This is a genomic window from Treponema sp. OMZ 906 (assembly GCF_024181185.1).
Classification (GTDB): domain Bacteria; phylum Spirochaetota; class Spirochaetia; order Treponematales; family Treponemataceae; genus Treponema.
This window is the reverse complement of record NZ_CP051196.1, coordinates 1-14,243: the sequence shown is the minus strand read 5'-3', so window position 1 is coordinate 14,243 and position 14,243 is coordinate 1. Positions and strand designations below refer to the sequence as shown.

Sequence of the window (14,243 nt, the reverse complement as noted above, 5' to 3'; positions counted from 1 at the left end):
AGGAAACCGGACGTTTTATAAAGCAGCCGCGGAGACAGAAACGGTCGGCGCTGCCGTTATTTCAAATACACAAACGGGATATCATCGATGCGTTGGAACCGGATAGCGCCGCAACCTTTTTCTGCGTACATAACATTCAGCATCGCGGTGATGTTGCGTTCAAAATCGGGATTAGTTTTTTCTTCTACGGCTGCGATACCTCCGCCGTAAATGCAGTAGACAAGGTCGGCGTATTGCAAGGCAAGCGCGGGGTTATGAATAGAAACGAGTACCGTCTTGTGCGCTTTTGTGCAAAGCTTACGGGTAATCTGCATAATCTTATGCTCGTTGTAAAAATCGAGATTGGCGGTCGGTTCATCCAAGAGGATGATGGGCGCATCCTGTACCATGCCGCGGGCAAGCATCACAAGCCGCGATTCCCCGGAGCTGAGCTGACTGTAATAGCGGTCTGCGAATTGCGTTAAGCCGAATACCTCAAGCGCATGATCGACATATTCCCAATCTTTTCGCGACGGGGCTTGCAGCGCGGTTTGATGGGGATTACGCCCCATCACGACAAAGTCGCGTACCGTGTAGGTAAATACGCCGGAATGTCCCTGCGGAATGTAACATACTTTTTGGGCAAATCGCTTTCGTGTAAGCTGCGCCGCATTTTCTCCCAATACCGAAAGCGTACCGGACGCGGGCATATCCAATCCGGCGAGCAGCCGCAACAGCGTGGTCTTGCCCGCGCCGTTAGGGCCTATCAGCGCAATAACCTGTTGCTGCGGAATATCCAGTCGGAGATCTTTCAGAATAGGCTGCGTTCCCCGCACCGCCGTAACGCCGTCAAGCTCAAAAGCCGCGTTCATATTCCAATCCAAATATCGTTGTTCCGGCGGAGCATCAGCTGCGCAAGAATCGGCGCGCCGATTACAGCCGTGATAATACTGACCGGTATCTCATTGCCGGACAGAGAGCGGGCAACGGTATCCGCAAACAGCAGCAGGGCGGCGCCGCACATAAAAGAAAGCGGGGCAACCTTGTAATTGTTATTGCCGAACAGCAGCCGGATAACATGCGGCGCAATAAGCCCGATCCAGCTGATAATACCGGCGGCTGACACGACGCTTGCAACCAACAATGTTGAGGTGATAATAAACAGCAGCCGCATCTTTTTAACCGGCGTACCGAGTGATGCCGCTTCTTCGTCGCCGAGCGAGAGAATATTGAGCTGTCTGCGGAACAGGATAATAAAGCTGCATCCGGCAATGGCAATCGGTAAAAAGGCGGCGAGTTTTTTCCATGTGATAACGTTAAAACAGCCCATCAGCCAGAACTCCAGAGCAGGCAGCTCGTTGAGCGGATCCGCCATGTATTTGATAAGGGATACCCCGGCTCCGGCAAGGGCATTGATGATGACGCCTGCAAGCACGAGGCGTATCAGGCTGTGTTCTCCGCCGATGTTCGAAAGCTGCAACACAAGCAACGTCGCCCCGATGCCGCCCGCAAAGGCGCAGAGCTGGATGCCTGCCGAACTTGCATGGAGCAGCACGATACCGATTGCCGCACCGAGGGAAGCGCCGGTAGAAACACCGATGATGTCGGGCGCCACCAGCGGATTGCGGAACAGACTTTGCAGACTTACCCCGCTTAACCCGATTGCACCTCCTGAAAGAAAGACAAAGAGCGTACGCGGCAGCCGGATGTTCATAAAGATATTGTAATCGGCTGTGGTTATCGCCGCAAATGCATCGGTGCGGAACAGGATCGAAAGTATCTTAATAAAAGAGAGCGGATAACGCCCCCAGCTCAGCGAGAATATCAGCGCCGCCAGAGGCATTATACAGGCTGCACATATCAGTTTAGTCCGGTACCGCATCTGCATTGAAAGGTTTTATCTTTTTATTTTACATTAAGAGAGGCGAGGCCTTTTTCTTTACCGAAGAAGTCCCGATAAAAGGCCTTGGTTTTTTCCGCTAAATAACCGGCAGGAACTTTTCCCGGATGCAGTTTATCGGCAAGCCAGATAACACCAAGGCATGAGCACGGAATGGGGGAATCCCACTCGTCAACACTTGACGGGAATACATAGACCTTGCCGTTATCCACTGCAGGAATACCCTTCCATTCAGCCTTTCCTGCAAGTTCTGCCGGAGTTACCTCCGAGCCTGTTGCGGCAACGATAACCTGCGGGGCATATTTCTGTACCTGTTCCAGCGATACTTTTGTCCAATAGACATCGGTAATATCATTGCTCACCAATTTTCCGCCTGCTGCCGCAACGAGTTCTGCTTGGAACATCTTGGGGCTGAGCGCATTCAGAGGATCGGAGCGGCTGCTGACATAAACGGATACCGCCGGTTCGCCTTTTACGAAACCTGCGACATCATTTAAGATTGTCTTATAAAAAGTCAGTAATTTTTGCGCTTGTTCGCGATTACCGGAAGCGGCGCCGAGCATTTCGACATAGCTGAAAAAATTCTTCATCGTTTCAGGCTCAATCACCAATGCGGGAACACCGAGCGCTTCGATTTGAGGAAGCTGCTGTGCGGCCTTAAACGGCACTAAAACGAGATCGGGCGACAGAGAAGCAACCGCTTCGAGGTTCAAGTTCTTTGCGCCGCCACATGCGGGTTTGTCTGCCAGCTCGGGAGCAAATTCTTTAATAAACGGCCGTCCGCCTTTCCCGCCGTCGCCCGATACGATATATTCCCGACAGCCGATTGCCAATGCTGTGTTGCTGAGAATATAAAACGGCGCGACAATCCGCTCCGGCTTTTTGGGGATAACAACGGTTCTACCCTGATGATCGGTTACGGTTGCAAAACCTTCCGATGTTTTTTTGTCCTGCTTTCCGCCTGCCCATACCGGCAAAGCTGCAAGCATTACAACTAAGATTGCTAATGAACAGAGTTTTTTACACATAGGATCCTCCTTTATAGACTTAGATAGACGTTAACATAATCTTCTTAATAAACTCAACCCCGTCTGCAAGCTCTTTATCATCAGGGTGTCCTTTGCCTAAGCCGCCGAACAGCTTGAATGGCCCGAAAGTATCAAATCCCTTGCATTCAAACTCCCCCAAGACGGTAAAGCCGTTTGCCTGTAAATAACCGGCAAATTTTTTCGCATACCGACCTTTTCCCATTCCACTTGTACATACGGCAAAAGCATATTTCGGAAATTCATGCCGGTGATGTTTCAAAAATGCATATATCGATTTATGAAATCTTCCCGCATATATTCCCGAAGCGAAGCCGACACAATCATATTCCGAAAAATCGACATTTTGAGCTTGTTCCGCCTTAAACAGCGTTACCGGCATATCGTGTGCCATTGCCGTAACTACTTTTTCCGTATTTCCATGATGAACCGATGCATAGATAATAGCCGCTTTTTTCATAAAATCTCCCAATAAAAATGTTAAAACTCCATGCCGAGCAATGTACTTACATTATCCGACAGCGTCTTTTTTTAACGGTGCGATTGTACTACTTTTCCGATACCGATGCAAATGATAAATCAGGGTAAACACATCAGGTCGTTTTTTTAACATTCCCGCGGAAAAATCGATACTATTCTACCGAACTGCCAAGGATGGCAGTGGTTCCATACAGTAGCGATGTTTTGTGCGTGCACAAAACTCGCCTTCAACGGTTGTACATGGACGTACAACCGTTGAAGACGGTTCAAATGGTCTCACAGTCTCAATTTTTCCGCGGTTTTTATTTACTCTACCTGATGCGTTTACCCGCCTGTTGAAAAAAATGTGCGAAATTTTATTTCCTTAAAATGCAACAGTTGAACAAAATATGAATTTTGGAAACTGTTGCATTCGTGCGCGAAAAGCGCACACATCAATACGCAAGTTTTCGAAAGAAAACTTGACGGTTAAGGTGAGCGGCGTCATTGTAGACGCTCACCTTATACCTATGAAATTTCGCACAGAAGGAAGGCAACCGCTAAAAATATTTTTAATGCGGTTGCCCTGCCGATAAATATTCCGGTATGGAAAATAAGCTCTTGGCGTGATAAAATAATCATCAAAAAGCAAAAGGAATCAAGAATAAGGTCGGCGAAAAGAATGTCCCTCAGAATGTCCCTCAGAATAAGAAGGAGCTGATTGAATTTATAAAGGCAAAGGTGAGGTCAAATAATAAGATTACAAGACAAGCTATTGCAGATAGTGCCGGCGTAAGTGTAAAAACTATTCAGAGAACCATAAAAGAGATAGAGAATCTACGATATATCGGTACCGGAAATAACGGATATTGGGAATTGAATGAATAGTTGTGAATTACAAAAGCGAGAATTTGAAAAGGAATAAAACGATCGGCATATGGAATTTGATTTTAAGCATGCTTCATTACAGGAAATCCTTGACTACGCACCCGACCTCCGTAGGGAGGCCTATGTAGATGCGACACTGCGGATGCAGGCGGATAATAATATCGTTGGGGTGTTCGGCTCTGCGTATTCGGAAGCTCAGTCTCCCGTCATCGACGAGGCGCTCATCTACGGCTGCGGTCTTGTGCCGGTGCCGATTGTCGGAGTGGATGCCTTTATTTTTAAACACGGTGATTATCCTGCCTGCGATGCAATCAAGAGTACGATGGTATATTTAACGACGCAAAAGTGTCCGCTGCTGTATTCTTCCAAGATGTATGTACTTGACGGCTGTTGCCCTGCTGTCGAAACTGCATTCCGGCAGTGTACGCAAAAAACTGTGCATATATACAACGATGCGGAGACACTCAAGACCGTGCTGCAACAGGTGTACTGCTGCAAGTATTCCGCTGCCCGCTATCAAGACGCGAAGTCTGCCTTTGTAACGCTGAGCGGCTTGCTGCAGCAGCTTGAGCAAAGTGTACTTTCCGGCAATGAGTTTGGAATGCTCGCTTTTTATTCCCGCTTTATCTTTGAGCTTGAAGAACGGATCGCTTTCTTGGCGCGGGTATGCGAATTGATTTCTTCCGCAGCAACCTGCAAACATTCATCTCATTTACCGGGAAAACGAGTGCCTGTTTCAATTCATTGTCCCGACGGCATCATACAAAAAATCAAACCGGCTGCCGGAAATTATTTTAAGCCGGTACGGGTGAAGCCCGGAAGCTTCGCGGATATTGCTTGTGCGGGGTGCATCTATCCCGCGGCTGAGTATGTGGGCTATTGAGGGAGCTGTTCTTAACTTCTCGTTGAACCGTCCTAATAATGAAACTGTGCAATATACCAACAGCAATTCTTAATTATTCCTGCACGGAATATTGAAATTTTTTTGAATCCCAAAAAATTTCTGAAATTCTTGTCTCATAATTGTCAATAACAGCAGAATATTTGCTTCTTTCTAACTTCATTGAATGCATTTTTTTATTCACATCGAGAATAAAACAAATATCATCTTGTGCAGGTAAAGTTATCTTAAATGCTCCATTATGGAATTCCCAAAACTCCAAAGTCACACCTTCTTCTGAGTATGCTGATTGAGCAAACATAAGTTCCGTAATTCCATTCTCATTAAAATCTCCTACCCAACCAAAACGATAGGGCTTGCCTAATGCTGATAAGTCCTGTTCCATTTTCAAAGATTTATAAAAAGAATCCATGTTTTCTTCATAATTATAATAGCAGCAATTGATTTTTAATTCTCCCCACAATTTAGGCTTTTCGTTATGAACCTCATATAAGAATGTTTTCTGCACCGTTTTTGATGCGTTTTTATTTTTTACAGCATCACAAAAAATAATGATAGAAGTCTCTTCTTTAGAAATGAAGTTTCCGATGGCATAATCTATGATATAGAAATTGTTAGGAATAGAATATGAAATATCTTTTAATAAAGCAGTATCGCTATTTTGTGCATATATTGCAACCGTAGAAAAAACATATAAGACACAGAGTATGTCTATCTTTTTCATGGTATTACTCCTTTGAGGAGAATATGTTAATGAAAGACCGAGTGTTTATTTCACCACGATATTGCCTTTGGAATCTGCAATGGAAATACGCGCGACAACCGAATAATTAAAATCCAGATAATCATCTTGAATGCCGTCGGAAAAGATGATGCCGTTTTCTCCCATCCTCGATTCAACGCAGAAATCCGTACCGGGGGTGATAGAACCGAAAATAATCTTTGTACCGGTGTTGACGCTCGGGAACGGTTCCCTCACGGCAAAGGTGAGTTGTTCTTTGCCCCAATCGATGACGGACTTCGCTTTAATTGCGAGCGATTGTTTTGATAAGCGGCCGGTAATTCCCGAAGCGCCTGCCAATACGCTTTTCATCCAACCGGAGCGTCCGAGCGGCGTAGAAACGATAATGCCGCTTGAAGATTGATTTTCTACGGCTCCGTCAACCGTAATAGCATACCGCGCCGACGCATGATTTTTAACACCGATAAAAAAATCGTTGACGGCATACAGCACCTGATTATCGGAAAGCTGTACTTTCGCTTTGGTAACCTGCTTTACGGTTGCCTCATCATTCAATGCCTGCCTGATAACCGTTCCGGCCTCATCTATGGAAAACTGAGACAGGACGCCATCCCACCTGCTCGGATCGGGATTGATGCCGATCAGTTTTTGTGCTTCCAGATATTTCAGTGTATTGGCGATAAGACCGTCCTGTCCGACGGTGATAACCGTATCATTTTTGCCGAATATAAAATTCGGTAAAAATTTCCAGTCGATAACTTGTACGTTGCCGATACCTTGCGCGGTTTTTACCAGCCTATCCAATACCGCATAGTACGTTTCGTGTTCCGCTTCATAATCCTTAAAATCCGCATTCAGATGTTCGATGTAAAATTGAGCCTGCTGCTTTGTATTAAACCGCGCGACAAGCGCATCCAAACGAGTCGGACGGCGGATAATAATCAGCCTGTCCATTATTTTTTCATCAGCTGCTGTAATAGTTCCGAACTGATGTTCAGTTCACCGATTTTACCGGCATTTTCCGCGAGTCCGGTAAACGCATTTGCGATCAGCTTTTCGGGCGCCATACCGATTGAAGAAAGCGCTTTGATAATTTCGGGATTGATCTTGGACATCGGCTCCAGAACGGCATTCAGCGAATAGGCTTTAATATCCGCTTCGGTCTTCTTGTTCTTAACGGAAATTTCAATAAGCTTCGCATTTTCCTGCTCCTGCTTAATTTTGAATGCCATATCTTCCTGTAAAATAACCCGTTTCTTTTCTTGAACCGCTCGTTTTCCCTCCATGTGCGCTTCCATAATTTGCCGTTGTTTTTCTTCAACTGCAATCTGCGTGTTCAATTCGTTTTCTTTTATTTTCCGCTCCTGCTCTACCGCTGCATTACGCCGCTTGTACACCGCATCATCCGCTTCGCGCAGAATATTTTCTCGCGTTTCCGCTTCCAACGCCCGCGCTGTTTCTTTGTTCGGCAAGATTGAAAGAATATTGATATTTGTGATTGTGATTCCCAAATTTTGCAGATATTCGTTGTGCTGCACCGCTTCTTTTAATGCTCCTGCAATTCGATCAATTGATTGTATCGCTTCCCGCAAAGGCAGCTTAGAAACTTCGGTTTTGGTCATCGTATTTACCAAATTGATAATAATCCGGCTCAATTTTTCAGGATCATCCGAGAGGTACGCATAATTTTTAAGATCGACAGAGAAATTAACTTGATCGATAATTTTTTCGGTATCGGTTATTTTATAGATCAAATCACCTTGTATGGTCAGCGTTTGATAATCACTCGAAAGCTCTTCAAACATGAACGGTACGTTTTTTGTTTCAAGCGGAACGGTAATAATCGAAGTCGAAGGTTTATAAAACCAAAACGAAAGCCCGCGCCCTTTTTTTACCACACGTCCTTTTTTAATTACGTGAATATACTCATTTGGTTCAAATTTTACAAATCGAAATCCGAACATATCGGCTCTCCTCTGATAGCTGGTACAGCATAATGCAATGACTCTTTACACCTAATCCAATCTTTTTATTTTGATAAACCGTACTTCTTGCCTGTAAGCGCTTACCATTGTAAGAATTGAGGACAGTATTAAGACTCCGCCGTTTATCAATAGATCTCTTCTAACCAGCTTTGCGATGTCCGGTTCAGTGAATATAAGCTCCGGCGTTTCTTTTAAAACATCAAAGAAACTAATAAGTTCATTCTCGGGGTTCTCGTGTACTACCTCGTAGATACGCCAGCCGTATTCCAATACGGTTGCCGCTGCGAGCGCGATGCACAACACAATAAAAATCATAACGATGGCTTTTATGGTTGTTTTTTTCCCCAGTCGTTTATATACAGCATAGGATATTGCGCTGAGCAGAGCAGGAATCGCCCAAACATAGAGGTTCATTTTTCCGACGATAACATAGAGTAAGATTCCCGCTAATGCAACGCCGATAACGCCCAATGTACCGAGTAAAAAATTTTCTTGCGTGTTTTTGTCTTTTTCTTTTTGATCGGTAAGATCGGCTTCTTTTTCCGCCCGCTCTGCCTCGGTTAGGTACAGGTACTGTTGTCCTATTTGAAACAACCGTATCGTTCCATCATTTTTACCATAGATAAATCCGCCGGATTTATACTTATTCTCTATCAGGAATGGGATAACGGTATCATTCAGTAAATCAAATGTTTTCTTATAATTGCCTAATGCCGGCGTAGGATATTCAAAGATTAATGTTGCGTTATCGATACGCGTTTTTACTTTTTTTATTTCGCAAAGCCGCGATTGCAAAAGGGCGAACAAGTCTTCTCCATTTTCTGCCTTAGAAGCGCCGATGGTAAGGATACATTTCTTCGCATTGGCATCTACGTGAAAAATCGTATAAAACCCTTGCAGCATTCCTGCGTATACATTCTTATATTTTTTAAATTGATAATCTTTAGATAAAAAGTCTAAACTTCCCATGAGTGTTCCTCTTTGAGTAAATAAGGTGTGCCGCAAATAATGCGGCAGCTGTTAAGTCTATCCTTTTTTTATATAAAGATAAAGAGGCCGACTCGGAGTAAACGCAGCAGGCTATTTATTTAACGCCCGCGCGGAAAAATTGATACGTTGAGGATTTTTCAGTAGCGGCACGGATGCCGCTGGTTATATCAGGAGCGATGGGGATGTCTCAAAAGTTGGTTACTTTTTCGACATCCCCGCGAGTTTAAAATCAAGTCTTTACACAGTAATGACTTAATTTTAAACATCGCATCTAAATCTAAGCCGTAGACGGTATGCATATTTTCAAAAGGAAATATTACGCGATAATGCCCATTTCTTTTCCGACTTTTTCGAAGATGGCGATAGCGCGGTCGAGCTGTTCGGTGGTGTGTCCTGCCGTTACCATACAGCGGACACGTCCGGTGCCTTTGGGTACGGTGGGGAACACGATCGGCCCGATGAATAAGCCGTTTTCAAACAACTTTTTGGAGAACTCGAGTGTTTTCGCTTCTTCCCCAATGATGACCGGCGTAATGGGGGTTTCGCTGTGTCCGGTGTTAAAGCCGAGTCGAGCGAGCTTTTCTTTGAAGTAGCGGGCATTTTTCCACAGCCGGTCGGTGTATTCGGTTGATTCCATCAGCATTTTAACGGCTTCGATACAGGCACCGATAGCGGCAGGGGGAAGTCCGGTGGAGAACAGGAAGGGGCGGCCGCGGTTTTTCAGCCAGTCGATAGTAACTTGCTTGCCGGCAACGTAACCGCCGACAACGCCGATTGCCTTGGACAGGGTGCCGATTGCAAAGTCTACTCGGCCGTGCAGGTGGAAGTGGTCAACGGAGCCGCGTCCGCTTTCGCCTAATACACCGCTTGCGTGGGCGTCATCCACGTAGGTTAAGCACTCGTATTTTTCTGCAAGTGCAACAATTTCCGGCAGCTTGGCAATGTCGCCGTCCATGGAGAACACGCCGTCGGTGATGATGAGGATGTTGCGGTAGTTGGGGCGCTTTTCTTTTAAAACCCGCTCCAAGTCTGCCATGTCGGAGTGCTTAAACACTGCCTTATCGGCTTTTGAAAGGCGGGAGCCGTCGATAATGGACGCATGGTTTAATTCATCGGATAGGATGAGGTCGCCTTTGTCGGTAACTGCTTGGATAACCCCGGCATTGCAGTTAAAACCTGACTGGAAGGTGAGTACTGCTTCTTCCCGCTTGAACTTCGCCAACAGTTCTTCCAGCTCATCGTGGATTTTCATGTTGCCGATGATGGGGCGAACTGCTCCTGCACCTGCGCCGTAGGTTTCGATCGCTGCGATTGCAGCCTTCTTTAAACGGGGGTGGTTTGCAAAGCCCAGATAGTTATTTGATGAAAGGTTGATAACTTTCTTTCCATTGATAACGCATTCTGCTTCGTTCGGTCCGTCAAGGGTTACCGGTACCTTATACAAGCCTTGATCTTTTAATTCCTGTACTTTTTGTTGTAAAAAAGCCATTTCGTGAATATTGCTCATTGTTTTCTCCTCTTCAATGAAATTTAATGCTCATTGGAACGTTTCTTTATTTCCGTGCCGACTGATACGCAACGCCGAGTCGCTTGCTCAGTTTTTCCAGCATATCGACGGTCATGGTTTCCAGTGTGTATTCGGGTTTCCAGTTCCATTCATTCCGTGCGCAGGTGTCATCGATGGAGTTAGGCCATGAATCGGCGATTGCCTGCCGCATGGGATCAACCTTGTAAGTCATTTGGAATCCCGGGATGTGCTTTTTAATTTCCGCTGCGATAATTTCCGGCGTGAAGCTCATCGAGGCGATATTAAAGGCGTTACGGTGGATTAACTTTGACTCATCTGTTTCCAAAAGCTGCTGAACCGCTTTGAGGGCATCGGGCATATACATCATGTCCATATAGGTGCCTTCTTTAATAAAGCACTCGTATTTTTTGTTCTTAAGCGCTTCGTAATAAATGTCAACGGCATAGTCGGTAGTGCCGCCGCCCGGAGGAGTTGTATACGAGATGAGGCCGGGGAAGCGCACGCCGCGGGTGTCAACACCGAAGCGCTTGTGGTAGTAGTCGCAGAGCAGCTCACCTGAGACCTTTGTTACGCCGTACATTGAGGTAGGGCGCTGAATAGTGTCTTGCGGGGTTTTATCTTTTGGAGTACCCGGTCCGAAAGCTGCGATAGAGCTGGGGACAAAGAACCGGTATTTGTTTTCCCGGGCAATTTCCAGCATATTATATAATCCGTGGATGTTGATGTTGAATGCCATTTGCGGATCGCGTTCCGCAACAGCGGAAAGGAGCGCTGCTAAGTGAATGACAGTATCGACCTTATATTTTTTACATGCATCAGCAACCTTCTGCGGTTCCAATACGTTTAATTGCTCAAACGGCCCGGATTCAAGGACTTCCGGCATGTCTTTTTTAACTACATCACTTGCAATTACATTGCTGCCGCCGTAGGTCTTGCGTAGGTGCATAACCAGCTCACTGCCGATTTGACCGAGGGCTCCTGTTACCAGTATTGTTTTCATATTACCTCCTATAAAAACTTTTGCAGGAAATATCAATTTCCGAAAAAATTTTTAGCCGTGCGCATAATGCGCACATAACAATAATCGAGTTTGCAACGCAAACTTGAAATAAAAAGTATCGGCGATAATTTCAGACGGTACTTTTTATGATACCTCCTCAGATAATACACTTTTACCTTCGCACGAAATTTTAAATAAAATTTCGTGTATTTTATTTTAAGGAAGGGCAAACGCATCAGACAAATATGTAAAAATTCAGAATAAAAGTTTACCACATAGAACCGACGCTTTTGAAAAGAGACTTTTCGTTAGCCTTTTGAAAAGAGAGCGGTAGATACAAGGAGATAGGCAAAAAAGCACCGCAGGCGTATCTTTGATACGTTGAGGATACTTTTTTGCCGTACGACACAGTAGATACCCCTCTATTTTCAAAAGAACAGGTTGAACAGCCCCAATTATTTTGCGGGGTTATTAGGTAACTGTCTGATGCGGTTGCCCTGATATATTTAGTATATCACTGCTGTTCCGATTTTGCTATAATAAAATAATGAATGACACTATTTTGACAGATGAAGCCAAGGGCTTCACGAAGAAAAAGAATTTCTTGCCGGTTCTTTCCGGACTCTTTATCGGTGTTTTGGTTCTGTCGAATATTTTGGCAGTAAAAATGGTGCAGATCGGTCCGTTTGTTTTTGACGGTGGAACGCTGCTGTTTCCGTTTTCGTATATCTTCGGAGATGTGCTGACTGAGGTATACGGCTATCGGGATACGCGGAAAGTCATTTGGACAGGTTTTGTCGTCCTCATTTTTATGGCGTTCAATGTCTGGCTGGTGAGTATTTTGCCGGCAGAGGGCGGCTGGAATCTGCAAAGCGATTTTAATAATATTTTGCTGCAAATGCCTCGTATCAGCGCAGGTAGTATCTGCGGCTACTTTGTCGGTGAGTACAGCAATTCTACCGTTCTTTCTAAAATGAAGGTGCTTACCAGCGGTAAACACCTGTGGATGCGCACCATCGGTTCCACTTTGGTCGGAGAACTGCTGGACAGTATCATTTTTGTGATGATTTCGTTTTCAGGGCTGTACGCATCTTCTGTTTTAATTGTAATGGCTTTTTCCAATTATCTTTTTAAGACAACGATAGAGGTTGTCTGCACACCCTTTACCTATCTGGTTGTCAACTTCTTTAAAAAACACGAACAGCTTGATACCTACGATTATGGCGAGCGGTATAACCCGCTGCCGCAGTTTAGCAGGTGATTTACAAAAAACTACTTCAGTACGGCCTCAGAATGGTATTGTTAAGAAATATACATCCTGAGTACATTTCTGAATTATGAGTTTTCCTCAAGAAAACTCAATACTGTTTAGAACTACTAACGCCGCTACTCAATCCGATATACAGATATATCGGATTGAGCAAGACTTATCAGCGTTATTGGTTGGCGTTGGTGATGCGTTTTTTTAGCTCGGCGATGGTAACTTCCAGCGAAGGTTCAAGCGCTGTCTGTGTTTCTATTTTTTGATGCCCGTGCATAACTGTCGAATGGTCTCGTCCGCCTAATTCAACACCGATTTCCGTAGTGGAAAATTCGGTCATTTCACGAGCCAGATACATTGCCACCTGCCGTGGGAAAGAAACATTTTTTGTCCGTTTTTTTCCTTTTAAATCGATATATGAGATACCGAAATAGTCGGCAACGATTTTTAAAATCGTGTCGATTGAAATATTATGCTGACGGGGAGATCCGAACATGTCTTGTAAAAGTCGCTGCGCATTTTCGAGCGTAACGGGACCAGTCAGCTCCGAATACGCTTGTAATTTAGTGAGCGCACTTTCCAAATCACGGACATTGGAAGAAACATTCTTTGCAATTAGGTGTACTACTTCGTCGGGAACAGAAAAATGTTCATCTTGAAGCTTTTTAAATAAAATAGCACAGCGAGTTTCATACGAAGGTATCTTTAAGTCGATACTCAGACCGCGGGTAAAGCGGGAGCGGAGCCGGTCGGTTAAGTTTTTCAGTTCTTCTACCGGACGGTCGCAAGTAAATACGATTTGCTTATTATTTTCATAGAGGGCGTTAAAAGTGTGGAACAGCTCTTCTTGAGTCCCTTCCTTTTTCTCCAAAAAGTGAATATCATCAAGCAGCAACACATCCGCATTGCGGTATTTATTTTTAAATTCATGCATTTTATTTTTATTTACATGAGCGATATACTCATTTGTAAAGGTTTCCGCCGGGGCATACAAAATCTTCAAGTTGGTTGTTTGATACAAGGCATTGCCGATTGCCTGCATCAGGTGTGTCTTGCCCAATCCTACACCACCGTAAATTAGCAGCGGATTATAAGCCGTCCCGGGATTCTTTGAAACGGCAATCGCAGCATTTGCCGGAAGGGGGTTGTCGGCATCTATCACGAATTTATCGAATGTATAACGTTCATTCAGCAGCGGGTGCTTCTTTTTTTCTTCAGGCAGCGCCGTCTTTTGCGGTTCATGGGAAACCGATGCTAACGTCCCCGCCGGTTTATCTTTTTTAGGTACCGACTGAATATCCATTGCCTGCGGAGCTTTTATTTCAAATTCAATACTGATACGAGAGCCGAGCAGCTCCAATAACTTTTTTTCGATGAGAAGTTCATAGCGTTGCCGCACATTATCGCGATAAAAACCGGAAGGTACCGATAAAACGATTACGGTATCCGTTGCCCTCTCGTAGCCAATACGCGAGAACCACATGGATATTTCCTGTTCGCCTATTTCATCTTTTAATTGTTTTACGGTTTCTTCCCAAAAAATACGATAATCGCAACTATTCAT

The 14,243-nt window shown here is 44.8% G+C and carries 14 protein-coding genes; 3 read left to right on the top strand and 11 right to left on the bottom strand.

The features are described from left to right. Positions 1-56: 56 nt before the first annotated feature. Genes E4N69_RS00070 through E4N69_RS00055 form a run of 4 tightly spaced genes read right to left on the bottom strand, consistent with a single transcriptional unit; the run spans position 57 to position 3,385 of the window. Positions 57-851 (bottom strand): ABC transporter ATP-binding protein, encoded by a 795-nt coding sequence (locus tag E4N69_RS00070; protein WP_253824068.1) that lies wholly within the window; start codon positions 849-851, stop codon positions 57-59. Beyond that, the gene (locus E4N69_RS00065; RefSeq protein WP_253824067.1) at positions 848-1,867 is read right to left on the bottom strand and encodes a FecCD family ABC transporter permease; all 1,020 of its coding nucleotides are present in this window, start codon (positions 1,865-1,867) and stop codon (positions 848-850) included. The genes E4N69_RS00070 and E4N69_RS00065 overlap by 4 nt, the downstream gene beginning before the upstream one ends. A gap of 17 nt (positions 1,868-1,884) precedes the next feature. Continuing rightward, positions 1,885-2,907, bottom strand: coding sequence for an ABC transporter substrate-binding protein (locus E4N69_RS00060; protein ID WP_253824066.1), 1,023 nt, complete (start codon positions 2,905-2,907; stop codon positions 1,885-1,887). Between the two features lie 19 nt (positions 2,908-2,926). Further along, on the bottom strand, positions 2,927-3,385 hold the full coding sequence (locus E4N69_RS00055) for a flavodoxin domain-containing protein (protein WP_016522837.1): 459 nt from the start codon (positions 3,383-3,385) through the stop codon (positions 2,927-2,929). Between the two features lie 656 nt (positions 3,386-4,041). Between E4N69_RS00055 and E4N69_RS12730 the strand changes: the two genes are divergently transcribed. Further along, positions 4,042-4,272, top strand: a complete 231-nt coding sequence (locus E4N69_RS12730; RefSeq protein WP_371922390.1) for an HTH domain-containing protein — start codon at positions 4,042-4,044, stop codon at positions 4,270-4,272. 49 nt (positions 4,273-4,321) lie between these two features. Beyond that, positions 4,322-5,155 (top strand): hypothetical protein, encoded by an 834-nt coding sequence (locus E4N69_RS00045; protein WP_253824064.1) that lies wholly within the window; start codon positions 4,322-4,324, stop codon positions 5,153-5,155. A 73-nt stretch (positions 5,156-5,228) separates the two neighbouring features. On the opposite strand, the gene E4N69_RS00040 is transcribed toward E4N69_RS00045, so the two are convergent. The 6 genes from E4N69_RS00040 to E4N69_RS00015 all read right to left on the bottom strand — a co-directional run bounded on the left by E4N69_RS00040 (position 5,229) and on the right by E4N69_RS00015 (position 11,418). Then, positions 5,229-5,897: a hypothetical protein gene (locus tag E4N69_RS00040; protein WP_253824063.1), complete on the bottom strand. Its 669-nt coding sequence runs from the start codon at positions 5,895-5,897 to the stop codon at positions 5,229-5,231. A 45-nt stretch (positions 5,898-5,942) separates the two neighbouring features. Continuing rightward, entirely contained in the window at positions 5,943-6,869 is a 927-nt protein-coding gene (locus E4N69_RS00035) for an NAD(+)/NADH kinase (protein ID WP_253824062.1), read from the bottom strand. Then, positions 6,869-7,879 carry an SPFH domain-containing protein gene (locus E4N69_RS00030; protein ID WP_006187672.1) on the bottom strand — a complete coding sequence of 337 codons (1,011 nt, stop codon included), beginning with the start codon at positions 7,877-7,879 and terminating at the stop codon, positions 6,869-6,871. Before E4N69_RS00030 ends, E4N69_RS00035 begins: the two co-directional genes overlap by 1 nt. Before the next feature lie 51 nt (positions 7,880-7,930). Then, positions 7,931-8,869, bottom strand: coding sequence for a hypothetical protein (locus E4N69_RS00025; RefSeq protein ID WP_016518746.1), 939 nt, complete (start codon positions 8,867-8,869; stop codon positions 7,931-7,933). Between the two features lie 337 nt (positions 8,870-9,206). Then, positions 9,207-10,397, bottom strand: a complete 1,191-nt coding sequence (locus E4N69_RS00020) for a glycine C-acetyltransferase (RefSeq protein ID WP_253824061.1) — start codon at positions 10,395-10,397, stop codon at positions 9,207-9,209. Positions 10,398-10,443: 46 nt separating this feature from the next. Further along, the gene (locus E4N69_RS00015; RefSeq protein WP_253824060.1) at positions 10,444-11,418 is read right to left on the bottom strand and encodes an L-threonine 3-dehydrogenase; all 975 of its coding nucleotides are present in this window, start codon (positions 11,416-11,418) and stop codon (positions 10,444-10,446) included. Positions 11,419-11,965: 547 nt separating this feature from the next. Here E4N69_RS00015 and E4N69_RS00010 point away from each other — a divergent pair. Continuing rightward, positions 11,966-12,679: a queuosine precursor transporter gene (locus tag E4N69_RS00010; protein ID WP_253824059.1), complete on the top strand. Its 714-nt coding sequence runs from the start codon at positions 11,966-11,968 to the stop codon at positions 12,677-12,679. A 175-nt stretch (positions 12,680-12,854) separates the two neighbouring features. Here the strand turns inward: E4N69_RS00010 and dnaA are convergent, their stop codons facing one another. Beyond that, positions 12,855-14,243 (bottom strand): chromosomal replication initiator protein DnaA, encoded by a 1,389-nt coding sequence (dnaA, locus tag E4N69_RS00005; protein WP_162661916.1) that lies wholly within the window; start codon positions 14,241-14,243, stop codon positions 12,855-12,857.